This is a genomic window from Nocardia sp. NPDC006630 (genome assembly GCF_040611495.1).
Classification (GTDB): Bacteria; Actinomycetota; Actinomycetes; order Mycobacteriales; family Mycobacteriaceae; genus Nocardia.
In genome coordinates this window covers 297058-319317 of the sequence record NZ_JBEXOK010000009.1, presented here as the reverse complement: position 1 = coordinate 319317, position 22260 = coordinate 297058, and the positions used below count along the sequence as shown (strand labels likewise).

Annotated in this window: 22 protein-coding genes; 20 read left to right on the top strand and 2 right to left on the bottom strand. The window is 66.3% G+C overall.

Going from position 1 to position 22260, the window contains the following annotated elements; genetic code table 11:
- The first annotated feature begins 45 nt into the window (after window positions 1-45).
- Window positions 46-1281, top strand: a complete 1236-nt coding sequence (locus ABZX86_RS27620; protein WP_355127562.1) for a histidine kinase — start codon at window positions 46-48, stop codon at window positions 1279-1281.
- Complete coding sequence (locus ABZX86_RS27615; RefSeq protein WP_355127561.1) at window positions 1278-1955, top strand: response regulator transcription factor; 678 nt, start codon at window positions 1278-1280, stop codon at window positions 1953-1955. Before ABZX86_RS27620 ends, ABZX86_RS27615 begins: the two co-directional genes overlap by 4 nt.
- Before the next feature lie 80 nt (window positions 1956-2035).
- Here the strand turns inward: ABZX86_RS27615 and ABZX86_RS27610 are convergent, their stop codons facing one another.
- Window positions 2036-2287, bottom strand: coding sequence for a hypothetical protein (locus ABZX86_RS27610; protein ID WP_355127560.1), 252 nt, complete (start codon window positions 2285-2287; stop codon window positions 2036-2038).
- 18 nt (window positions 2288-2305) lie between these two features.
- On the opposite strand from ABZX86_RS27610, the gene ABZX86_RS27605 reads away from it, so the two are divergent.
- From ABZX86_RS27605 to ABZX86_RS27590, 4 genes are all read left to right on the top strand, one after another.
- Window positions 2306-2971 carry a hypothetical protein gene (locus tag ABZX86_RS27605; RefSeq protein WP_355127559.1) on the top strand — a complete coding sequence of 222 codons (666 nt, stop codon included), beginning with the start codon at window positions 2306-2308 and terminating at the stop codon, window positions 2969-2971.
- Window positions 2972-3055: 84 nt separating this feature from the next.
- Window positions 3056-3838: a nuclear transport factor 2 family protein gene (locus ABZX86_RS27600; protein ID WP_355127558.1), complete on the top strand. Its 783-nt coding sequence runs from the start codon at window positions 3056-3058 to the stop codon at window positions 3836-3838.
- A gap of 56 nt (window positions 3839-3894) precedes the next feature.
- A complete protein-coding gene (locus ABZX86_RS27595; RefSeq protein WP_355127557.1) occupies window positions 3895-4647 on the top strand; it encodes a trypsin-like peptidase domain-containing protein in 753 nt (250 codons plus the stop codon).
- A gap of 99 nt (window positions 4648-4746) precedes the next feature.
- Complete coding sequence (locus ABZX86_RS27590; RefSeq protein ID WP_355127556.1) at window positions 4747-5520, top strand: TIGR03084 family metal-binding protein; 774 nt, start codon at window positions 4747-4749, stop codon at window positions 5518-5520.
- Window positions 5521-5524: 4 nt separating this feature from the next.
- Here the strand turns inward: ABZX86_RS27590 and ABZX86_RS27585 are convergent, their stop codons facing one another.
- A complete protein-coding gene (locus ABZX86_RS27585) occupies window positions 5525-8323 on the bottom strand; it encodes a LuxR C-terminal-related transcriptional regulator (protein ID WP_355127555.1) in 2799 nt (932 codons plus the stop codon).
- Window positions 8324-8536: 213 nt separating this feature from the next.
- Here ABZX86_RS27585 and ABZX86_RS27580 point away from each other — a divergent pair, with 213 nt between their 5' ends.
- The 14 genes from ABZX86_RS27580 (at window position 8537) to hypF (ending at window position 22257) form a co-directional block, all read left to right on the top strand.
- Window positions 8537-8893 (top strand): VOC family protein, encoded by a 357-nt coding sequence (locus tag ABZX86_RS27580; RefSeq protein ID WP_355127554.1) that lies wholly within the window; start codon window positions 8537-8539, stop codon window positions 8891-8893.
- A 74-nt stretch (window positions 8894-8967) separates the two neighbouring features.
- The gene (locus ABZX86_RS27575; protein ID WP_355127553.1) at window positions 8968-9876 is read left to right on the top strand and encodes an alpha/beta fold hydrolase; all 909 of its coding nucleotides are present in this window, start codon (window positions 8968-8970) and stop codon (window positions 9874-9876) included.
- Window positions 9877-10030: 154 nt separating this feature from the next.
- Window positions 10031-11164 carry an NAD(P)/FAD-dependent oxidoreductase gene (locus ABZX86_RS27570; RefSeq protein ID WP_355127552.1) on the top strand — a complete coding sequence of 378 codons (1134 nt, stop codon included), beginning with the start codon at window positions 10031-10033 and terminating at the stop codon, window positions 11162-11164.
- A gap of 111 nt (window positions 11165-11275) precedes the next feature.
- On the top strand, window positions 11276-11650 hold the full coding sequence (hypA, locus tag ABZX86_RS27565) for a hydrogenase maturation nickel metallochaperone HypA (protein ID WP_355127551.1): 375 nt from the start codon (window positions 11276-11278) through the stop codon (window positions 11648-11650).
- A complete protein-coding gene (gene hypB, locus ABZX86_RS27560; protein WP_355127550.1) occupies window positions 11608-12426 on the top strand; it encodes a hydrogenase nickel incorporation protein HypB in 819 nt (272 codons plus the stop codon). The genes hypA and hypB overlap by 43 nt, the downstream gene beginning before the upstream one ends.
- A 112-nt stretch (window positions 12427-12538) precedes the next feature.
- Window positions 12539-13594 (top strand): hydrogenase expression protein HypE, encoded by a 1056-nt coding sequence (locus tag ABZX86_RS27555; RefSeq protein ID WP_327146000.1) that lies wholly within the window; start codon window positions 12539-12541, stop codon window positions 13592-13594.
- Window positions 13595-13604: 10 nt separating this feature from the next.
- Window positions 13605-15401 carry a nickel-dependent hydrogenase large subunit gene (locus ABZX86_RS27550; RefSeq protein ID WP_355127549.1) on the top strand — a complete coding sequence of 599 codons (1797 nt, stop codon included), beginning with the start codon at window positions 13605-13607 and terminating at the stop codon, window positions 15399-15401.
- A 27-nt stretch (window positions 15402-15428) separates the two neighbouring features.
- Window positions 15429-16346, top strand: a complete 918-nt coding sequence (locus tag ABZX86_RS27545; RefSeq protein ID WP_355127548.1) for a NifU family protein — start codon at window positions 15429-15431, stop codon at window positions 16344-16346.
- Complete coding sequence (locus tag ABZX86_RS27540) at window positions 16343-16978, top strand: DUF5947 family protein (protein ID WP_355127547.1); 636 nt, start codon at window positions 16343-16345, stop codon at window positions 16976-16978. Before ABZX86_RS27545 ends, ABZX86_RS27540 begins: the two co-directional genes overlap by 4 nt.
- Window positions 16975-17625, top strand: a complete 651-nt coding sequence (locus tag ABZX86_RS27535; protein WP_355127546.1) for a DUF6084 family protein — start codon at window positions 16975-16977, stop codon at window positions 17623-17625. The genes ABZX86_RS27540 and ABZX86_RS27535 overlap by 4 nt, the downstream gene beginning before the upstream one ends.
- Window positions 17622-18947, top strand: coding sequence for a hypothetical protein (locus tag ABZX86_RS27530; protein WP_355127545.1), 1326 nt, complete (start codon window positions 17622-17624; stop codon window positions 18945-18947). The genes ABZX86_RS27535 and ABZX86_RS27530 overlap by 4 nt, the downstream gene beginning before the upstream one ends.
- Window positions 18948-19084: 137 nt before the next feature.
- On the top strand, window positions 19085-19561 hold the full coding sequence (locus ABZX86_RS27525) for a hydrogenase maturation protease (protein WP_355127544.1): 477 nt from the start codon (window positions 19085-19087) through the stop codon (window positions 19559-19561).
- A gap of 3 nt (window positions 19562-19564) precedes the next feature.
- On the top strand, window positions 19565-19822 hold the full coding sequence (locus ABZX86_RS27520; RefSeq protein ID WP_355127543.1) for a HypC/HybG/HupF family hydrogenase formation chaperone: 258 nt from the start codon (window positions 19565-19567) through the stop codon (window positions 19820-19822).
- Window positions 19819-22257, top strand: a complete 2439-nt coding sequence (gene hypF / locus ABZX86_RS27515; protein ID WP_355127542.1) for a carbamoyltransferase HypF — start codon at window positions 19819-19821, stop codon at window positions 22255-22257. The genes ABZX86_RS27520 and hypF overlap by 4 nt, the downstream gene beginning before the upstream one ends.
- Window positions 22258-22260 lie beyond the last annotated feature (3 nt).

Sequence of the window (22260 nt, the reverse complement as noted above, 5' to 3'; positions counted from 1 at the left end):
TGCAGGCCTGCCGATTAGGGTTCTCAACGACGAGAGGAAAGCATGATGACCGCAGAGTGGTCGCAGTGGCCGCGACGGCACAGCCGTGCCGTCGATGTGGTCATCGCCATTCTGCTGTGTGGTTTGGCCACCTATGCGAGCCGGTTGGCCGATCACGGTGCCGGGCAGGGCGCGGTGGTGGTTCGCCCCGCGTCGCTGGCGGTCTTCGGATTGTCGGCACTGGCCTCGTTCACCCTGCTGTGGCGGCGAATGTTCCCGCGTGCGGTACTGGTGATCACCACCGCCTGCGGAGTTGCCATCGGCGCCCTGGGTTTCGAGGTGTCCATCGTGACCGCGGGTGCGGCCTTGGTCGCGGCGTATTCGATCGGGCTCTGGACACCGGATCTGCGCACCGCGAAGGTCGCACCGGTGATCGCCGGCGGCGTCCTGCTCATCACCTCGCTCTTCCACCAGTTCTGGCCGCTGCTGAATCCCGGGCGCATCACCCTGGTGGCCGCGGTGCTCGTGGCGGGTGCGTTCGCCGAGGCCGGGCGCAGCAGGCGGGACTATCTGGCGGCCCTGCACGCACGCGCCGAACTGGCCGAGCGCACACGCGAGGAGGAGGCGCGGCAACGCGTCGGGGAGGAGCGGCTCCGGATCGCGCGCGAGCTGCACGATATCGTCGCGCACCATATGGCCCTCGCGCACGCCCAGGCCTCCACCGCCGCATACCTGCTGCGCACCAAGCCGGATCAGGCGCAGGAGATGCTCGATCAACTGGCGGGCACCACATCTGCGGCATTGCGGGAACTCAAGGCCACCGTGGGATTGCTGCGTGAGGACGACTCCGACGCTCCGCTGGAACCGACTCCGGGACTGGCGCAATTATCGGAACTGCTGACCTCTTTCGAGCGGACCGGTCTGACCCTGTCGCTGTCGATCACCGGGGTGCCGCGCCCGCTCTCACCTGGTGCGGATCTGACGGCGTACCGGATCATTCAGGAGGCGCTCACCAATGTCACCAAGCATGCGGGAACCTCGGCGGCGACGGTGCGGCTCGTCTACTCCCGGCTGCTGCTGACGATCAGTGTGACCAATGCGGGCGGCGCCGTCCCCGAACCTGTTCGCGGCGAGGAGGATTCGGATAGCCAGGGCTATGGTCTGATCGGCATGAACGAACGCGCGGTCTCTGTCGGCGGTCATCTGCAGGCCGGGTGCCGACCGGACGGCGGCTTCGAAGTCACCACCGAACTTCCCCTCGAGCCACCGAAACCCCCTGACGACGAGGACAAAACACTATGACCATCCGTGTTCTGCTGGCCGACGATCAAGCCCTGCTGGCCGGAACCTTCCGGCTGCTGATCGATTCGGCCGAGGATATGGAGGTGGTCGGCATTGCCGGAAACGGGCGTGAGGCAGTCGAACTCGCGCAGGCGGCCAAGCCGGATGTGGTGGTCATGGATATCCGCATGCCGGGGGTCGACGGTCTCACCGCGACTCAGGAGATCTGCGCCGACCCGGACCTGCGCGAAACCCGCGTGCTGATCCTCACCACCTTCGAACTCGACGAGTATGTGGCACAGGCTTTGCGCGCCGGCGCGAGCGGATTCCTGGGCAAGGACGTGGGCCCCGAAGAACTGCTGCGCTCCATTCGCGTGGTCGCCGCGGGTGATTCGCTGCTCTCGCCCACCGCGACCCGCACCCTGATCGCGCGCTACCTCGCCCGCCCCGAAAGTCGCGTCAGCGCAGCCGAATCCCTCGAGGTCCTCACCGCCCGCGAGCGCGAGGTCGTCGCCATGGTCGCCGAGGGCATGTCGAACGAGGAGATCGCCGAGAAGATGTACGTCAGCCCGCTGACCGTGCGCACCCACGTCCAGCGCGCCATGTCGAAGGTGGGCGTCCAGAACCGCGCCCAACTCGTCGTCATCGCCTTCCAATCCGGCCTGGTCCGCGTCGAGCCGCCCCGCCAACTCTGACGGAATCCAAACCCCTGCCGGTGGCTCTGGCGCCAGAGATGCAGCCGAATGGCGGTACTGCGCGCCGAGGCGCGGTTACTTCACCGAGCTGCGGTCAAGCGCCGGAACAACTGTCGGAGGCGTTCGCGGATACCGGAGGCGTTCCGCGTTGCGGGAGAGGCGGTTTCGACCGCTCCCTCGGCCGCGGTCGCCTGCGCGAATCGCACGTGTAGCTGTTCGCGGACCTGGTCCGGGGTGTAGGCCCGCCGGCGGCGCTCGGCACGCACCACGACCACACCGGTGGCGACCACTCCGGCCGCACCCGCCAATCCCACTGCCTTCCACCACCTCATACCGCATAGGCTACGGGCATGACGGGTACCGGCATCGGACTGGACCGAGCACTCGAGCTCACCAGAACCGGCGACATCTGGCTTTTCCGTGGACATTCGGCCGCGGACCGGGCGATTCGCATGACCACCAACAGTCCGGTCAACCATGTCGGCATGTCCGTCGTGATCGACGATCTGCCCGCCCTGATCTGGCACGCGGAACTCGGCCGCTCACTCCCGGACATGTGGTCCGGAACCGCGCACCGCGGCGTCCAATTGCACAATCTGCGTGACGCGGTCATGGTCTGGTCCCACCGCTACGAACAGCAGGCCTGGTTGCGCCAGCTCAACCGCCCGATAACCCCCGGTATGGAAGAAAGCCTGCTGCGCACCATCGCCCGCCTGGACGGCACCCCCTTCCCCTCCACCACCGCGCTCGCCGGCCGCTGGCTCCGCGGCCGCGCCCAGCTGCCCCGCCGCAAGTCCCAGCAGCCCACCGCCCGCCAACTGGAGAGCGCCTACTGCGCCGAAATCGTCGCCGCCACCTACCAGGGCATGGCCCTGCTCCCCTCGAACCGCAGCCCCAATTGGTATGACCCGGGCCGATTCTGGAGCGGCGATCGACTGCACCTGGCCGACGGCTACGAACTGGGCGGCGAAATCTCCGTCGAGATCCCCGCCGCCACAGCCGATCCCGCCACCTGAGCTTCGCCGATACGGACGTGCTGCGGCACGGGGTGTACCACCATGATTCATCAGGAAGCATCTGTTTCCGGAGGGAGAAGGTGGATGTTCACCGACGAGCAGTTCCAGCAGTCACTGCGGCAGCCGCGTCTGGCGCAACCGATTCCGGCGGTGCTGACCAATCGCGCCGTGCCGGTCGACGTCCTCGACGAAGCCGCGCTGACCGCCATGACGCAGACGTGGTTCGACGAATACGAGAAGAAGATCGAGTTCTATGGCGAGCACGGTCTCGATATCGCCTGGACTCTCGATTGGGCGAAAAAGTACTGGTGGAGTTGGCAGACCCGGGACATGAGCCAGAACCACGAGCTCTACACCGAGAATCTTCGCTACAAGGATGTGACGACTCTCGGCGCGACCATGGTCGGGCTCGACGAATTCGTTGCCTACAACTTCGCGTTCTTCGATGCCATCCCCGATTGGCGTTACGACCCGATACCCGGGCAGTGCTATATCGACCTGACGCCGGACGGTGAGGTCCGAATAGTCGTGCGCTACTACGGAAGTGGTCATCTCGTGGGCCCGTTGAAGCTGCACCCCTACGGTGCGGATGCCGCCGCGATCCCGGGCAATGGCGCGTTCATCCAGTGCACCGCCGTCGACCGCTATCACTTCAACGCCGACCACCTGATGTACGAGGGCGAAACCCTCTACGACCTGCTCGACGGCGTACAACTCGCCGGAATCGTCCCCGGCCCCTCGACCACAGCCTTCAATTGGCTGATGCGCGGCGCGGGCCTCGCCACCCGGGCCATCACCCGACTCCACCGTCCCGCCACCCAGCCCTCCCGCTGGGCACCCAGGCGACAAGACAGAAATTTGGACTGATCTGTCGATGCTTCACGATTTGCTTGCGCTGCATTACGGTCCGAGGGATGCGATGGATGGCGGCTCTTGTGTGTGGGGTTCTTCTCGGTTTCGCGGCGCCGCAGTCGGCGTGGGCGGACGAACCGGCCGCGTATCCGGTCGAGACGGTTCCGGCGGCCGGGGCGCTGTTCTACCCCAGCGCGCTCGGTGTGGTCCCGCGCCTCGGCGGCCCGCACTTCTGCTCGGCGGGCGTCGTGGACTCGCCCTCGCGCGATCTGCTGGTGACCGCGGCGCACTGTGTTCTCGGGCCGGGCGCGCTCATCGAGTTCGCGCCACTGCTGCACGATGCGGAACTGCCCGCAGGAGTGTGGACGGTGACGGATATGTACATCGACCCGGCGTGGCAGCAATCGTTCGATCCGCGCCATGACGTCGCGTTCCTTCGCGTCGCGCCGCGCGATGGAAAGAAGATCGAGGATGTGGTGCCGGGGCTGCCTCTGGGTGAACCGCGCGTGGGTGAGCCCGTCACCGTCAGTGGGTATCCGCTGGGCAGTGGTGGTCGGCCACTGACCTGCACCGCACCGTTGGAGGCCGTGGCGGACGGCTCCGCGATTCACTGCGGTGGTTTCGGCGAGGGGACCAGTGGCGGGCCCTGGGTCCAGAACGGTCAGGTCGTCGGCGTGATCGGCGGACCTGAACAGGGCGGATGCGCCCCAGATGTGGAGTACAGCACGCCTTTCGGGCCCGACGTCCAAGCGCTGCTGAGCCGCGCTGCGGCAGGCGGCAAAGGCGATGTGCTCCCGATCGGTTTCCTGGCGAACGACTGCTGAAAGCGGCGTGACATTTCCGGAGGCGTCCGGCAGGGTGCCACCGGCGGCGATTATGTTGGTGGTGACCATGTTCGACCATCGGGGTGAGGGTGATACCGGATGTTGGATTACGGGCTCGATCTATCCGAGGTGAAGCGCGATATCGCGCTGCCCGACTTGGTGATCGAAGGAGATGAGCTCGACGCCCTGGTGGCAGCGCACGCCGATTGGTCCGTACCCACACCGGCGGTGGGGTGGACGATCGCCCACCAGATCGCACACCTCGCTGCGGCTGATGCGAACGTTCTCATCGCGCTGAAGAACCCGGAAGCGTTCGACATCGTGCTGCAGCAGGCGGAAGCCGCAGGCGGCCGAGTCGCTGATCTCGACGCCGCCGCGGGCGCAGCCCAACCTCGATCGGAACTGCTGCGGCAATGGCGCGAGGTCCGAGCCGACGTGGCTGCGGCGCTCCGGGATATTCCACTGGACCAAGGGTTTCCGTGGTTCGGCTCGCAATTGACCGCAACCCTGATGGTGCCGCTCCGGCTGATGGAGACGTGGGCGCACGGCCAGGACGTATTCGATGCGCTGGGTGTCTCACGCCCTGCCACGGGTCGGCTCCGGCATGTGGCCGCATTGGGAGTCGCCGGGCGCGAGCTGTCGTTCTACGCTGCCCAATTGCCCACCCCGGCAGCGCCTTTCCGAGTCGAGTTGAACGGTCCCGAGGGCGCGACCTGGGTATGGGGCCCGGAGGATGCCGAACAACGGATTCAGGGCAGTGCCCTCGACTTCTGCCTTCGAGTCACCCAGCGCAGGTCTCTTGCCGAGACCGGCCTCACGGCGGTGGGCGCGGACGCACAGCAGTGGCTGGAAGTCGCTCGCGTCTTCCTCTGAACTCCTACTGGCGCGGAGCCATGGGCGCGAGGCCGAGATCGGCCAGTGCGGCCGCACCGCGCGCGGCATGCTCGCCGCCGGCGAGGACCAGGGTTCGTGCTGACTGGTACTTGCAGCCCGCGGCGTCGAATGCCGCTGCTGCGGTGAGCAACTGGTCCTGGTCTTTGGTGAACAAGGCTTCGGCGCGGTCCACAATCGCTGTGGCTATGGGGTTTCCGGCCACGATGGTGCGGGCTTCGCTCAAACGTGCACCGGCGTCAGGGTTTCCGGCGAGCACGGTGGCTTCGGCGCGCAGCGCCACATACCAGTGCAGCCAGATCCAGGTGAGCCAGCGCCAGACCTCGCCGGGCTCGGGAGCCATTCGTTCCAGCGCCTCGTCTGCGCGGCCGTCGTGCAGCAGCAGGATCGAGTCGAAGACGGCCTTGTAGCCGTGGGCATGTTCCGGTGGGGTGTCGAGCTGGTTCATGACGGAGGTCCATTCGGACCGGGCGTCGTCGTCCGCGCGCAGACCGTGGATCATCTCCACTCCGGCCACCGCCGCACCGAGAACCGATCCGGCAGGATGGCCGCTGCGGTGCCACGATTCGAGGAATCGCACACTGCGGGTGCGGACTTCGCCGGCATTGCCCGCGAGCGCGTCGACCACCAGCAACCAGCAGGTGGCGCGGTGCCCGACCTCGGCCAGCAGCGGATGATCCGCGAGTTGCCTCGCCCACCGCCGAGCGCCCCGCAGATCTCCCACGCCGAGGCAGGCCTCGGTGGCCTCGCCGAGCGCGTCGATCAACTCGTGGATGCCCGCCGGAGTGTCCTGGACGGACGAGAGCAGCGTGATCCGCCGTCGTGCCGTGGCCGCTGCGGCGAAGGGGTCACCGCCCCAACTCTGCGTGCCGGCGAGGGTGTCGAGCGCGGCGGATTCAGCGAGCGGGTCGCCGGTGCGGTGCGCGAGTTCGACCGCCCGTTCGGCGCCCGCGATCGTGTCCGGTACGACTGTGCCGGGCGCACATTCGGCGACAGCGAATGCCTCGGTGAGCGCACTCCCGGCTTCGGCCAGCGCCACCGCGGCCAGGGCGACCGGATCATCGCCCGCCGATGCCCGCGCCTGGCCGATCACTGCGATCGCCTCGTCCTGCGGCAGGATGCGGGCGAACTTGCTGCCGAACCGGTAGGTGACGGTGACGGCGGTGGCCAGGTCGGCGGCGGCCCCGGCGGTATCTCCGGCGCGCAGGGAGGCTTCCGCGGCGGCACGGTGGAGGCGGAACATATCGTCGCCGCGCATCTGGCATCCGGCCACCGCGGCCGCGCTCCGCAGCAGCGCCGCACCGGCGGCCGGGTCATCGGCGAGCGCGGCCGCCTGCTCATAGCGCATCTGGGATTCGCCGGTCAGGTGCCGGATGAAGGACAGGTCCGCCAGATACCGGGCGAAGCGATACGCCTCCGGGCGCTGCTCGGGCCGGTCGGCCACCCATGCCATGGCGGCGCGGAAATCGTCTGCCACCGCGTCGAATCCGGCCCGCCAGTCCGGGCGCGCGACGGTCAGATCGGCGGCTGCGGCCAGACACCAGCGCAGGTGCCGGGTCCGGGCGTCGACGAGTTCGCCTGCCTCGGTGAGCTGTTCGATTCCGTACTGGCGGATGGTCTCCAGCGCCCGGTATTCGGTGCCGTGCGGGGTCGCCGTCACCACCAGCAGGCTCTGTTCGACGAGCCTGGCCAATCTGTCTGCGACAACACCTTTTTCGGAGTCGGTGACCTCCGCGGCGGCTGCCACCGTGAACGATTTCATGAACACCGACACCTGGCGCAGCAGCACGCGGTCCTCGGGCTCCAGCAGCCCGTGGCTCCAATCCAGCGCCGCCCGCACCGAGCGGTGCCGGTCATCGCCGCGCGCGCCGCCCGCCAGCATTCGCAGCTGATCGGACAGACCCTCGGTGAGGCCGTCCAATCCGAGTGTGGTCCAGCGGGCGGCGGCCAGTTCGATGGCCAGCGCCACGCCGTCCAGTCGGCCGCAGAACTCCGAGACCTGATCGCGCAGAGCATGATTCGGCGGCCAGCCACTGGCGGCCGCGCGGTCCATGAACAGCATGACCGCATCCGATTCGCCCTCACCGGCCAGGGACATCGGCGGGACCGGGTAGACCCGTTCGAACGGCACCATCAGCCGGGCCTGACTGGTGGCGAGCACCGTCACCCGGGGGCAGGCCGCGAGCAGGCGTTCGATGAACAGCGCCACGCCATCTCGCACGTGCTCACAATTGTCCAGCACCAGCAGGGCATGCCGGTCGGCCAGTGCGGCCAGGACCGACTCGTCCATGCCGCGGCCGGGTTGTTCGCCGATGCCGAGCGCATTGGCGACCGTGCCGGCCACCACGCAGATATCCGAGCTGGTGATCGGTACCAGGTCGACGAACCACACGCCGTCGGAGAATTCGCTCGCCGCGTCGGCGGCGATCGACAGCGCGAGCCGGGTCTTGCCCACACCACCGGGGCCGACCGCGGTTACCTGCCGGTGCTTTTCGATGAGCTCGGCCAATTCGGCGCGCTCCCGCGTCCGGCCGATGAACGAGGTCAGCGGCGCGGGCAGAACCGGGGCCGGATGTGATCGGTCGGTGCGGGCGAGTTCGGCGGCGCGCTGGGCGAGCGCCCGCCGGTCCGGAACCTCCAGCTTGCGCAGCAGCGAGGACACGTGGCTCTCCACCGTGCGTACCGAAATGAACAGTTGCGCACCGATTTCGGCATTACTGAGATGTTCTCCCAGCAGCGCCAGCACCTCGGCTTCCCGCGCCGAGATCTCCACTGTTGCCACCACGGTTCTCATCCTGCCCTATATCGGCTTCCTTCCCAGTGCATGCCGGTGGATTCCCGTAGTGCACGCAGGTGGTCCGTGCCCCGATCAGTGGTGGGTTCCGTGATCGGCACGGATGTGGGGCGGTGGCGCCGGAAGCCACGCTATGACCACGTCCAGAGCGGCTCACCAGCCGCAGTGATCGGGTCGCTTCGGCCCACTACCTCAGGAGTCACCATGAGCACCTCTTCCACCCAGGGCATCAAGACCGTGCTGCACACCGTGTCGGACCTGTCGGCCGCCAAAGCGATGTACACCGCACTGCTCGGCCTTCCGCCGCAGACCGATTCGTCCTTCTACGTCGGCTTCGACACCGAGGGTCAGCACATCGGCCTGGTCCCGGCCGGTGGCGCCGAGAATCTGACCGCACCGGTCGCCTACTGGCACGTCCCGGATATCGAGGCGAAGCTCGCCGAGGTGACCGCCGCCGGAGCCACCGTCAAGGAGCCCGCACACGAAGTCGGCGGCGGCCGGCTGGTGGCCACCTTCGCCGATACCGACGGCAATGTCCTCGGGCTCATCCAGGACCGATAAGCACCTGCCCAGCGGCTCCTTTGCGCCGCATCGCTGGTGACAATCGCAGCGGTGCGCCTGTATATGCTCGTCCGATGAACGGATCCGCTACGACCGGCTCACTGCCGCACGAGGTGCGGTCGTGGCGCGCGGGCGGGCGGTGGGTGCAGACGGCGGCCGGTCGGGTGTTCGTGCGCTCGGGTCCGGGCGCCGGGCCGACTGTGCTGCTGCTGCATGGATATCCCTCGAGTTCCTACGATTTCCGGCGCATTGTCGATCAGCTCGAGGGCAGGGCGTGGGTGGCGCTGGATTTCTTGGGGTTCGGGTTCTCGGAGAAGCCGCGTCCGCATCGGTACAGCCTGTTCGAGCAGGCCGATATCGTCGAGGACGTTGTTGCGGGCAGTGTCAGCGGTCCCGTCGTGGTGCTGGCGCACGATATGGGGACCTCGGTCGCCACCGAGCTGCTCGCGCGGGATATCGAAGGCGCACTGTCGTTTTCGATGGAGCGCGTGGTGCTCGGCAATGGCAGTGTGATTCTGGAGAAGGCATCCTTGCGGCCGATTCAGAAGATTCTGCGTGGTCGGCTCGGGCCGGTGGCGGCGCGGCTGGCCAATCGGGTGCTGTTCACTCGTGAGTTCGCGCAACTGTTCTCGGCGCGGCATCCGCTGTCGAAGGACGAGGCTGCCGCGCAATGGGCGCTGCTGTCCTATGAACGTGGCCACCGGATCATGGATCTGCTGACCGCTTACCTGGATGAGCGTGTGGTCCATGCCGCCCGCTGGCACGGTGCCGTGCGCGACTGGGACAAACCCCTCGGATTTCTTTGGGCCACAGGTGATCCGGTCGCCACGACGGCGGTTCTCGACGGACTGCGAGCGTTGCGGCCCGGCGCCGCCGTTATCGAACTACCCGGCCTGGGCCACTATCCGCAGATCGAGGACCCTGGCGCCTATGCCACCGGCGCCCGGCGACTGCTCGGTATCGAGGACGGTCCCGGTACGTAGTATGGTGTGCGGGAACAACTGAACAGGATGCACGAAAAATTGTCCCAGAATGGTGTTTCGGGACAGCACGATTCGCAGGTTGTCGCGACCTCCGTAGTGTGAAATCCCTTGGGGATCCGGTGCTTTCTTCGTATGTATTAGAAGGAAGCGGACTGTGAATTTTCGTGTGAATATTGTCGGGGCGGGTATGAGCGGGCTGGCGCTTGCGCACGGTCTCCATCGTCTGGGCATCGAGGTAGCTGTTTTCGAGCGGGATCCTTTTCCCGGTGCTCGGCCACAGGGATACCGCATTCAGCTCGACGCACCGGGGCTCGACGGTCTGCGGCGCTGTCTGCCACCGCAGCTGTACAAATCCTGTCTGGCCACAGCCGCATCGCCACCACCACGAGTGACTGTGCTGGACCAGCACCTGAAGGTCCTTGCCGATCGGGCAGTGAGCGAACGTGCGAGGTCGGGGATGATCACCTCGCTCGCGTTCGACCGCGCGACGCTGCGGCAGCTCCTGCTGGCCGGTCTGCCCGCCGACGTGCACTATGGCGCACAGTTCGCCACCTACGACCAGCTGCCCGACGGCCGCATCGCCGCCCACTTCGCGGACGGTCGCATCGTGGCCGGGGATCTGCTGGTCGGTGCGGACGGCGTCAACTCGGCAGTGCGCCGAAAGCTGTTGCCAGAGGCCGAGATCGAGGATGCCGGGCTACGGCTCATCTACGGGAAGATCCCGCTGCCGGATCCGGCCTCGCAGGCATTGCCGGACTGGGTGTTCGAGAGCATCTTCACCGTGGTGAAGGGAGCGGGCGGCACGCATATGGGCGTGGGCCCGGTCCGGAACTACGTCGCCTGTCTGGTCGGCGCGACCACCGATCATCCGTGCATGCCGCCGTTCGCCGCATTGCGTCGGCTCGACGGACCGAATCTTCGCGACCTCGCACACCGCATTATCGGACCCGGCCACCATCCCGACATCGACCGCATACTCGGCAGTTGGGACACCGCCACCTTGATCCCCCTGCGCATCTCCACCGCCGGCGCCGTGCGGCAATGGGATTGCCACGGCGTCACCCTGATCGGTGATGCCGTCCACGCCATGAGCCCGGTACTGGCCATGGGTGCGAACACCGCGCTGCGGGATGCGGGGGAGTTGACCACCTCGATATCCGCGGCACTCGAATCCGGAACATCCCCGCACGATGCGGTCCGTCGCTACGAAATCGGCATGCTGGAGTACTCCTCGGCACTGGTCGCCGCGTCCCGGCGCACGGGTCAGGAGCGCGTCGGGCAGCGCTGAACCTGGTCAGCGGTCCACACGGCGGAACCGGTATCCGTCACCGGAACCGCTATATCTGCGGGACTCACAGCGGTAGCCTCGAAGTGGTCCTTCGATACAACGAGGCCTGTGATGCACGAAATGGCTATCACCCAGAGTGTGGTCGAGGCCGTGTGTGAGCACGCGGCGGGCCGGACGGTGTACAGCGTCACCATTGCGGTCGGCGCGCTGTGCGCGGTGGTTCCCGATGCGATGCGCTTCTGTTTCGAGCTCGCCACCGAGGACACCGTTGCCGCTGGGGCCCGGCTCGAAATCGAGCTGGTCCCCGGTCAGGCGAACTGCCGATCCTGCGGCGCCGAATTCACACTGGTCGACCTGATCCTGTTGTGCCCCTGTGGAAGTGCCGATCTCGATGTGACCTCCGGACGGGAACTCAAAATCCGGTCGATGGAAGTGAGCGAAGAATGTGCGCAACCTGCGGATGCGGCAACGATACGGCGGCCGTGATCACCGTCCCGCACGAACACGAGCACGCCGCCGGGCACAGCCATGAGCACGATCAGCACAGCCACGATCATGACCATGAGCACGGGGCAGATCATGTCCACCTGCCGGTGACCGAGACGATCACCCTGGAACAGAAGATTCTGGCGAAGAACGACATACTCGCCGGTCACAATCGCGCCTGGCTCGAACAGCGAAAGATTGTGGCGTTCAATATGACCAGCTCACCGGGCGCGGGTAAGACCACCCTGCTCGAGCGCACCATCCGTGAGCTCGGCGAGCCGCCGATCGCGGTGATCGAGGGCGATCAGGAGACCCTGCTCGATGCCGAGCGGATCCGGGCCACCGGCTGTCCCGTTGTGCAGATCAATACGGGCGCGGGCTGCCACCTCGACGCCGAGATGATGCGCCGGGCACTCGACACCCTGGCGCCTGCGGACGGCACACTGCTGTTCATCGAGAATGTGGGAAACCTGGTGTGCCCCGCGCTGTTCGATCTGGGCGAGCGGAGCAAGGTTGTGGTGATCTCGGTGACCGAGGGCACCGACAAACCACTCAAATATCCACACATGTTCGCAGCCGCCGGGCTCGTCATCGTAAACAAGATTGATTTACTTCCGTATGTGGACTTCGACCTGGAGAAATGCCGAGAATATGCGCGTTCGGTGCATCCGGGCGTAGAAATTCTGCCGATGTCGGTAACCACAGGAGAAGGCGTTCCGGCCTGGTATGCGTGGCTCGCGAAGGAGTGCGGCCTGATTGCTTCCGACCGGCCTTGATCACGCTGGAGGCCGAGCCTAGACTCATGTGATCGGGGTCACGTTCAGGTGATGATCTTCAAATAGGGAGAGACCATCACCAGCGTGTCCGTGCTCCAGAAGGGTGGCTTCCGTGCCAACTCAGGAAGCAGTCAAAGCCGAAGAAACGCTGATCCATGTCTTGTGGATCAATGCCGGCCTCAGTTGTGACGGTGACTCTGTGGCGCTGACTGCCGCCACTCAGCCGAGCATCGAAGAGATTGCGCTAGGGGCGCTTCCGGGCTTGCCGAAAATTGCGGTGCACTGGCCGCTCATCGATTTCGAATGCGGCCCGACCGGCGGCGCCGACGACTTCCTGGAATGGTTCTTCAAAGCCGATCGCGGCGAATTGGAACCCTTCGTGCTGGTGGTCGAGGGCTCGATACCCAATGAGCAATTGCACGAGGAGGGCTACTGGTGCGGATTCGGAAACGATCCGGCCACCGGGCAGCCCATGACAACCAGTGAATGGCTGGACCGGCTCGCGCCCAAGGCGACCGCCATCGTCGCGGTCGGGACCTGCGCGACCTACGGCGGCATTCACGCCATGGCCGGTAACCCGACGGGCGCCATGGGCGTCCCGGACTACCTGGGCTGGGACTGGAAGAGCAAGGCCGGTATTCCGATTGTTTGCGTGCCCGGCTGCCCGATCCAGCCCGACAACCTCTCCGAGACCCTGACCTATCTGCTGTACATGGCGACCGGTCAGGCCCCGATGATCCCGCTGGACGAGGCGCTGCGGCCGAAGTGGCTGTTCGGCGCCACCGTGCACGAAGGTTGTGACCGGGCAGGCTATTACGAGCAGGGCGAATTCGCCACCGAGTACGGTTCGCCCAAATGCATTGTCAAACTGGGCTGTTGGGGCCCGGTCGTCAAATGCAATGTGCCCAAACGCGGTTGGATCAACGGCGTCGGTGGCTGTCCGAATGTCGGCGGCATCTGCATCGGTTGCACCATGCCCGGATTCCCCGACAAATTCATGCCATTCATGGACGAGCCGCCCGGCGGCAAACTGTCGTCCACGGCATCCGGGCTTTACGGATCGGTGATCCGCAATTTGCGGCACATCACGGGTCGCACGGTCGACAAAGAGCCGCGCTGGCGGCACAAGGGCGAAAAGCTGGAAACCGGCGCGTCGCGCACCTGGTAGGAGAAGCTCGATGACACAGATCATCCCGGAGCCGTCGCACCGAAAGATCGATCCGGACAGTCTCGTCGAAATGGCGTGGGATCCGATCACCAGAATCGTCGGCAGTTTGGGCATTTACACGAAAATCGATTTCGAGAATCGTGAGGTGGTCGAGTGTCACAGCACCTCCTCCATCTTCCGCGGTTATTCGATCTTCATGCGCGGCAAGGATCCTCGCGACGCGCACTTCATCACCAGCCGCATCTGCGGTATCTGCGGTGACAATCACGCAACGTGCTCGTGCTATTGCCAGAACATGGCATACGGTGTGAAGCCGCCGCATCTGGGCGAATGGATCGTCAATCTCGGCGAGGCCGCCGAGTACATGTTCGACCACAATATCTTCCAGGAGAACCTGGTCGGCGTGGACTTCTGCGAGCGGATGGTCGCCGAGACCAATCCCAGCGTGCTGGCCAAGGCCGAGAACACCGACGCCCCGCACGCGGGTGAGCACGGCTACCGCAAGATCGCCGACATCATGCGGGCGCTCAACCCGTTCACCGGTGAGTTCTACCGGGAGGCATTGCAGGTCAGCCGGTACACCCGCGAGATGTTCTGCCTGATGGAAGGCAGGCATGTGCATCCCTCGACGCTGTACCCCGGCGGGGTGGGCACGGTCGCGACCATCCAGTTGATGACCGACTACATGTCCCGGCTCATGCGCTACGTCGAGTTCATGAAGAAGGTCGTGCCCATGCACGACGATCTGTTCGACTTCTTCTACGAGGCCCTGCCCGGCTACGACCAGGTCGGCCTGCGCCGCACCCTGCTCGGCTGCTGGGGCTCGTTCCAGGATCCCGAGGTGTGCAATTTCGCCTACAAGGATATGGAGGCCTGGGGCAACAAGATGTTCGTGACCCCGGGCGTGGTGGTGGACGGCAAGCTGGTCACCACCTCCCTGGTCGATATCAACCTCGGCATCCGAATCCTTTTGGGCAGTTCGTATTACGACGACTGGACCGATCAGGAGATGTTCGTGAAGACCGATCCGCTGGGCAATCCGGTGGATCGGCGGCACCCCTGGAACCAGCACACGAATCCGAAACCGCAGAAGCGGGATATGGACGACAAGTACAGCTGGGTCATGTCACCGCGCTGGTACGACGGCCAGGATCATCTTGCGCTCGACACCGGCGGCGGGCCACTGGCCCGGCTGTGGTCGACGGCGCTGGCCGGGCTGGTCGATATCGGCTACGTGAAGTCCACGGGCCACAGCGTGCAGATCAATCTGCCCAAGACCGCGCTCAAGGGCCCGGTCAGCTTCGAATGGCAGATTCCGGTCTTCGGCAGCAATACCTTGGAGCGCAATCGGGCTCGCACGTACTTCCAGGCCTATGCGGCGGCGTGCGCACTGCACTTCGCCGAACAGGCGCTGGTGGAGATCCGGGCCGGCCGCACCAAGACCTGGGAGAAGTTCGAGGTGCCGGACGAGGCCATCGGCTGCGGTTTCACCGAGGCGGTGCGCGGCGTGCTCTCGCATCACATGGTGATCCGGGACGGCAAGATCGCGAACTACCACCCGTACCCGCCGACGCCGTGGAATGCCAACCCGCGCGACAGCTTCGGCACGCCGGGACCGTACGAGGATGCGGTGCAGGGTCAGCCGATCTTCGAGGAGAACGATCGCGAGCACTTCAAGGGCATCGACATCATGCGCACCGTGCGCAGCTTCGATCCCTGTCTGCCCTGCGGTGTGCACATGTATCTCGGCGAGGGCAAAACACTGGAGAAACTGCACTCCCCGACACAGACGCTCACCGCGGAGTGAACAGCACCGGGCGACAGGAGAGATGAAGTGGACGATCGCCCGGGGGATCGAGACGACGGCGCTGTCGACGAGAGCTATTGGCGCACAGCCGGTGAGCGGATAGAGACGCTGCTGGATGCCAGTTCGGCGGGCGGCGCGGTCGCCAGGGAGCGCGCCGAGCAGCTGGTGCGCGAGGTCGCCGATCTGTACGGGGCCGCGCTCGCGCGGGTGCTGCAGCTGGTCGACGCGCACACCGTCGACCGGCTGGCCGGTGACGATCTGGTCGCCAGTCTGCTGCTGGTGCACGGAATGCATCCGCACGACGTGCATCGCCGGGTGCAGGCGGCCCTGGACAGCGTGCGGCCCTATCTTGGATCGCACGGCGGTGACGTGACTCTGCTCGGTGTCGCGGAAGGTGTGGTGCGGCTCGAACTTTCGGGTAGCTGCCGCACCTGCCCGTCCTCCTCGGTGACGCTGGAACTGGCGGTGGAAGATGCTGTCCGTGCCGCAGCGCCGGAGATCGAATCCATCGAAGTGGCTGCGGCACAGCAGGAATCGTCGAGCGGACTGATCGCGGCCGATTCGCTGTTCTCCCGCGTGCACGCCACCGGCCATGCCTCGGGCAGCTGGGTCGCCGCACCGGAGCTGGCACAGTTGCAGCCGGGTGAGGTGGGCGGTTTCGCGCTGGCCGGTATGACCATCCTGGCCTGCCGTGTCGGTGAGGACCTGTTCGCCTACCGCGATCACTGCCCGTCCTGCGATAAATCGCTCGCGGGCGCGGCACTGCATCGCCGGGTCGGATATCCGGTCGGTGACGCCGTCCTGCGATGTCCCTCGTGCCGTGCGCATTTCGATGCCGTGCACGCCGGCGCGCGAGTCGACGGCGACGGCCACCTCGAACCCCTGCCGGTGCTGGTGCGCTCGGGTGAGTTGTCGGTGGCTGTCCCGGTGGGGGTGGGCGGATGACGACGCCGTTCCGCGTGCTGCAGCGCATCACCGCCAATCGCAAGCCCGCCGTCCCGGCCGGTGAGCGGTGCGAAATGTGCGCGGAGACGATCGCTGACGAGCATCACCATGTTGTGAATGTCGAAGGCAGACAGCTCATGTGCGTGTGCCGCGCATGCTATCTGCTGTTCATCGACGGCAATGCCACCCTGCGCTATCGGGCCGTCCCGGACCGCTATCTGTCCTTTCCGGATTTCACGATCAGCCAGGGGGAGTGGGATGCCCTCGATATTCCGGTCGGCCTCGCCTTCTTCTTCCACAATTCCGCGCTGGATCGGACCGTCGCGTTCTATCCGGGTCCGGCCGGTGCGACGGAATCCGAGCTGCCCCTGGCGGAATGGGGTGCGGTCCGCGAGCGTCATCCGGAGCTCGACGTGCTGGCCGCCGATGTCGAAGCGCTGCTGATCCGGGTACCCGAGCGCGGCACCGCCGAGGCCACCTGCCTGCTGCTGCCCATCGACGCCTGTTATGAATTCGTCGGCCGGATGCGCACACTGTGGCGTGGTTTCGACGGCGGGCAGGACGTGCACCGCTATATGGACGACTTCTTCGCCACGGTGTCCGCCCGCGCGCGGCCCGGCGGTGTGCGATGAGCCCCGTCTACTCCACCACCTTCGCGGTCATGGGGATCGAACCGGAACCGTATGCGGTGGCGCCGATTCTGTCCGCACGCGTCGGGATCGCCGCGCTCGGCGAGGACCCGGTCCACGCCATCGCCCTGCGGGCCCAGGTGCGGATCGAACCGTACCGCCGCTCCTACACCGATGAGGAGAGCAGCGGCCTGGTCGATCTGTTCGGGCCGCGCGAACGCTGGCGTGATACCCAGCGGTCCTTCCTCTGGATGCATTGCGCCACCATGATTCCCGGCTTCAACGGCGGGACCGAGGTGGATCTGCCGATGCCGGTCACCTATGACTTCGAGGTCACCGGATCCAAGTATCTGCATGCGCTGCGTGAGGGCACGGTGCCCTTGGTGTTCCTCTTCAGCGGGACGGTATTCTTCAGGGGCACCACCGGATTCGCGATTCAGCAGATCCCGTGGGACCGCGAGGACAAGTTCGACATGCCGGTCTCGGTCTGGCACAACCTGGTGGCGGCGCACTTCCCCAATGCCGGATATGTCCGTCTGACCTCGGAAACCCTTGCCGCGCTGGCCGCGTACAAATCCAGTCACGGACTGCTCGGATTCGATGACGCCGTGACCAAGCTGCTGGCCCATGCCGCCGAGGAGGCGTCATGAGCGGGGCGGGATCCACCGCGGTCCGTGCCGTCGCCGACGCGGTGCTGTACGAGGGCTATCTGCTCTATCCCTACCGGTCGACATCGGGAAAGAATCAGTCCCGCTGGCAATTCGGGGTACTCGGCCCGGAGGGTGCGGCGCAGTCCGGCCTCGGCGAGGACTCGGAGATCTCGGCGCAATGCCTCATCGAAGCGAGCGAGGGAGCATCGATCCACATCGCGGTCCGCTTCCTGCAACTGCAGCGCCGGGAGGCTCAGAACCGGGCCGGGACGCCGACTGCGGAACTGACGGTCGGCGCACAGTCGTGGATCACCTGGGACGAGGCGGTCGAAGGCGAAATCGCTTTCGGACCGCTGCCGCCCGCCGGCATGATGCTGCCGTTGTTCGTGCCGGGTGGAACCGAGATCGAGGATATTTCCGATACCGGAGGAGATTTCGCCGGGCGGTTGGTGCGCACGCGCCTGCCGCTGGCCGGGGAGCTCACGCTGACCGCCGAGAACGATGGACCGTACCTGCGATTGACGGTGCGGGTTCGCAATGTCGGCGCACCCGCGGCCGATAGCCGAGATGCCATCGCCCGCTCGTTCATCGGCGCGCACGTCATCGCCGAACTCGAAGGCGCACAGTTCGTTTCGCTGCTCGAACCCGAGCCGGACGCCGCTGCCGCCGCGGAGTGCTGCGTGCACCACCGCTGTTTCCCGGTCCTCGCGGGCGCGGAGGGTGATCGCGGCACAGTGCTGATCTCACCGATCATCCTCTACGACTACCCGCAGATCGCCGAACAGAGCAAGGGAGCGCTGTTCGACTCCACCGAGATCGACGAGATCCTGACCCTGCGCGTCATGACCATGACCGATGAGGAGAAGGCGCAGGCGCGCGCCACCGATCCCCGTGCGGCACAGATCATCGACCGCTGTGACGCCATGACACCGGAGTCCATGCAGCAGCTGCACGGTGTGCTGCGTGATCCGCATCTGGGCGAGCCCCGCCTGGTGCCGGAGATTCCCGAGGGCGTCGACTGGTGGGATCCGCTCGCCGACACTGCGGTCGCACCCGAGTCGGATGCGGTGTCGGTCAATGGCATTCGCGTCAGCAAGGGCAGCCGCGTGCGCCTGCACCCGTCCCGTCGCGCCGATGCCCAGGACCTGTTCTTCGACGGACAGATCGCCCGGGTCACCACGGTGCACGAGGATGTCGACGGCCAAGCCCACGTCGGCGTGGTCATAGAGGACGATCCCGCAGCTGACCTGCATGAATGGTACGGCCGCTACCTCTACTTCGCGCCGGACGAAATCGAACCTGTCAGCAGCCCAGAAAAGTGAAGGGAAGTTATCCGCCATGGAAGTAATGGGAGTGATCGCGACCGTAGTGGTCGGTGTGGTCGTGGTGGCAGGGCTGTACCTCGGTGTCCGATCGATACCGGATGTACGGCGCTACCTGAAGATTCGCCACATGTGAGATGACGGCCCGCGTGCTGGTCGCCGGTATCGGCAATATCTTTCTCGGCGACGACGGCTTCGGCCCGGAGGTGGTGCGGCGACTGCCGCGGCATCCGGATACCGCTGTGCGCGTTGTCGATTACGGGATTCGCGGTATGCACCTGGCCTACGACCTGCTGGACCCGTGGGCCGCGCTGGTGCTGATCGATGCGATACCGAATCACGGCGTGCCGGGCGAGATCAGGATCTTCGCACCGGAGCCGAATGCCTCCGGCGCCGCACAGCTCGATGCCCACGCCATGAATCCGGAGGCCGTCTTCGCGAGTGTGCGCGCGCTCGGCGGACAGCTGCCGCGCACCGTTGTGGTCGGCTGCCAGGTCGAATCCGTGGACGAACGCATGGGCCTGTCCGAACCGGTCGAGGCCGCCCTCGACGCCGCCGTCGCCGCGGTGGATCGGGTGCTCGCCGAGCTGCTGACCACCGCAGGGGAGGAGTGAACCATGTGCCTGGGTATTCCGGGACGCGTCGTGGAAATTCTCGACGGGTACAACAACCAGGTCGCCCTGGTGGATGTCTCCGGTGAGAAGCGGAAGGTGAATATCGGTCTCCTGGAAGATGATCCGGCGCAACCGGGTGATTGGGTGATCATTCACATGGGCTTCGTGGTCGAGAAGACCGACGAGGCGGGTGCGGCATCGGCACTGGCCGGACTGCGCCTGCTCGGGAGTGGTGACGAGCCGTCCGGTGATTTCCCATGAGACGCGCGCGTCGGCGGCTGCTGGTCGCGGGTGTGGTGCAGGGTGTCGGATTCCGGCCCTTCGTCTACAGCACCGCGGCCGAATTGGCGCTGTCGGGCAGCGTCTCCAACGACAGCTCCGGCGTGATCATCGAAGTCGAAGGCGCACCGGCGGATCTCGCGGAATTCGCGCGCCGGATGCGTACGCAGCCACCACCGCTCGCCGTCGTGGAATCGGTGCGCGAGAGCGATATCCCCGTGCGCGGTGGTACGGGCTTCCACATTGCCGACACCTCCCGCACCGGCGGCGGGCGCACCCTCGCCTCACCCGATGTCGCGATGTGCGCCGATTGCGCCCGGGAACTCGCCGATCCGGGCAACCGCCGCTACCGGCACCCGTTCATCAACTGCACGAACTGCGGTCCGCGCTTCACGATCATCGCGGATCTGCCCTATGACCGTGACCGGACCTCCATGGCGGACTTCGCCATGTGCGAGTGTTGCGCCCGCGAGTACGCCGACCCTGCGGACCGGCGTTTCCACGCTCAGCCGATCGCCTGCCCCGAGTGCGGGCCGACCTTGACGTTCGATGCCCGGACCGCCGGAGCGCTGTCACCGGGATCGAAAGTCCCTGTGGAGGAACGCAATACCGGCAGCATCGCGTTCTCGCGAGCCTGGCGGAGTGTCGAGGCGAATGTGCTCGCGCAGGCTGTGCGACACCCGGAAGTCGATGTGCTCACGCGGACCCCGCGGAATGGCGGCGAGTTCGCGCTCGCGCAGGCACGAGAACTGTTGCGCGCGAGCGGAATCCTCGCGGTCAAAGGTATCGGCGGATACCACCTGGCCTGCGATGCCGCCGATGATGCCGCCGTGGCTGAGCTGCGCCGCCGGAAACGCCGCGGCGACAAGCCATTTGCCGTCATGGTCCCGGACCTGGCCACCGCCCGCGCGATCGCCGAGGTCGACGAGACGAGTGCCGCCCTGCTGACCGGCCCGCAGCGCCCGATTGTGCTGCTGGCTCGCAAGGCCGGTGCGCTGGCCGACTCGCTCGCGCCGGGCAATCCGGATCTGGGCATCATGATCGCGTACACCCCGCTGCACGTACTGCTCTTCGGCGGTCCCGATGATCGTCCCGGCCCGCAGGTGCTGGTGATGACCTCGGGCAATCTCGGCGGCGAGCCGATCTGCTACGACGATGCCGACGCCCGCGAGCGCCTGGCCGGGCTGGCCGACGGCTGGCTGTCGCACAACCGCCGCATTCTCGTCCCCTGTGACGATTCGGTGGTCCGCGTGGTCGACGGTATCGAACTGCCGATCCGGCGCTCGCGCGGATACGCGCCACTGCCGCTGGCACTTCCGGTCCCGGTGCCGCCCACCCTGGCGGTCGGCGGCGACCTCAAGAACACCTGCGCGGTCGCGGACGGCCGCTATGCCTGGCTGAGCCAGCACATCGGCGATATGGACGATCTGGCCACCCTGCGCGCCTTCGACGAGGCGGAGCGGCATCTGGAGGTGCTCACCGGAGTGCGGCCGATTCAGCTGGCCGCCGACGCTCATCCGCTCTATCGGTCCACCGCATGGGCGCGCGAGCACGCGGGTAAGCGGCCCGTGCGCACCGTCCAGCATCACCACGCCCATATCGCCTCCGTGATGGGTGAGCACGGCCTCGGCGAATCGGCGACCGTGGTCGGGCTCGCCTTCGACGGCACGGGTTTCGGCCCGGACGGCGCGGTGTGGGGCGGTGAGGTACTGCTGGCGGGCTACAAGGGATACCGGCGGCTGGCACATCTGAAATACGTTCCGCTGGCCGGTGGTGATGCCAGTGTGCAGCGGCCCTACCGTATGGCGCTCGCTCATCTGCGGGCGGCCGGAATCGAGTGGTCGGACGATATCACCGCGGTCGCGGCCTGTCCGGCAGACGAAAGACGAGTGCTGGCACATCAATTCGAGACCGGGCTCGGGTGCGTGCCGACCTCGAGCATGGGCCGGCTGTTCGACGCGGTGTCATCGCTCGCCGGTGTGCGGCACATCGCCGACTACGAAGCGCAGGCGGCGATCGAGCTCGAAGGCATCTCGCGCGGTATCGATCCGGCAGCCGGCACCTTCGGGACGGCGTACCGGTTCGGAATCGACCGGGAGGCGGACCCCGTCGTCATCGATCCGGCACCCGTGATCGCCGCGGTCGTCGCCGATTCGACCGGAGGTGTCGCACCCGCGGTGATCGGCGCGCGCTTTCACGATGCCGTCGCCCGGCTGGTCCTGGAACTGGCGAACGCCTTCGCGGGCGAATCGACCACCGTGGCCCTGTCCGGCGGCGTCTTCCAGAACGCCCTACTGCTTTCGCAGTCACGAACTGTGCTGCGGGAAAACGGATTCCATGTCCTGAGTCATCGACGGCTGCCGCCGAACGATGGTGGTCTCGCATTCGGGCAGATTCTTGCCTCGGGTGCGGGCTGAGCG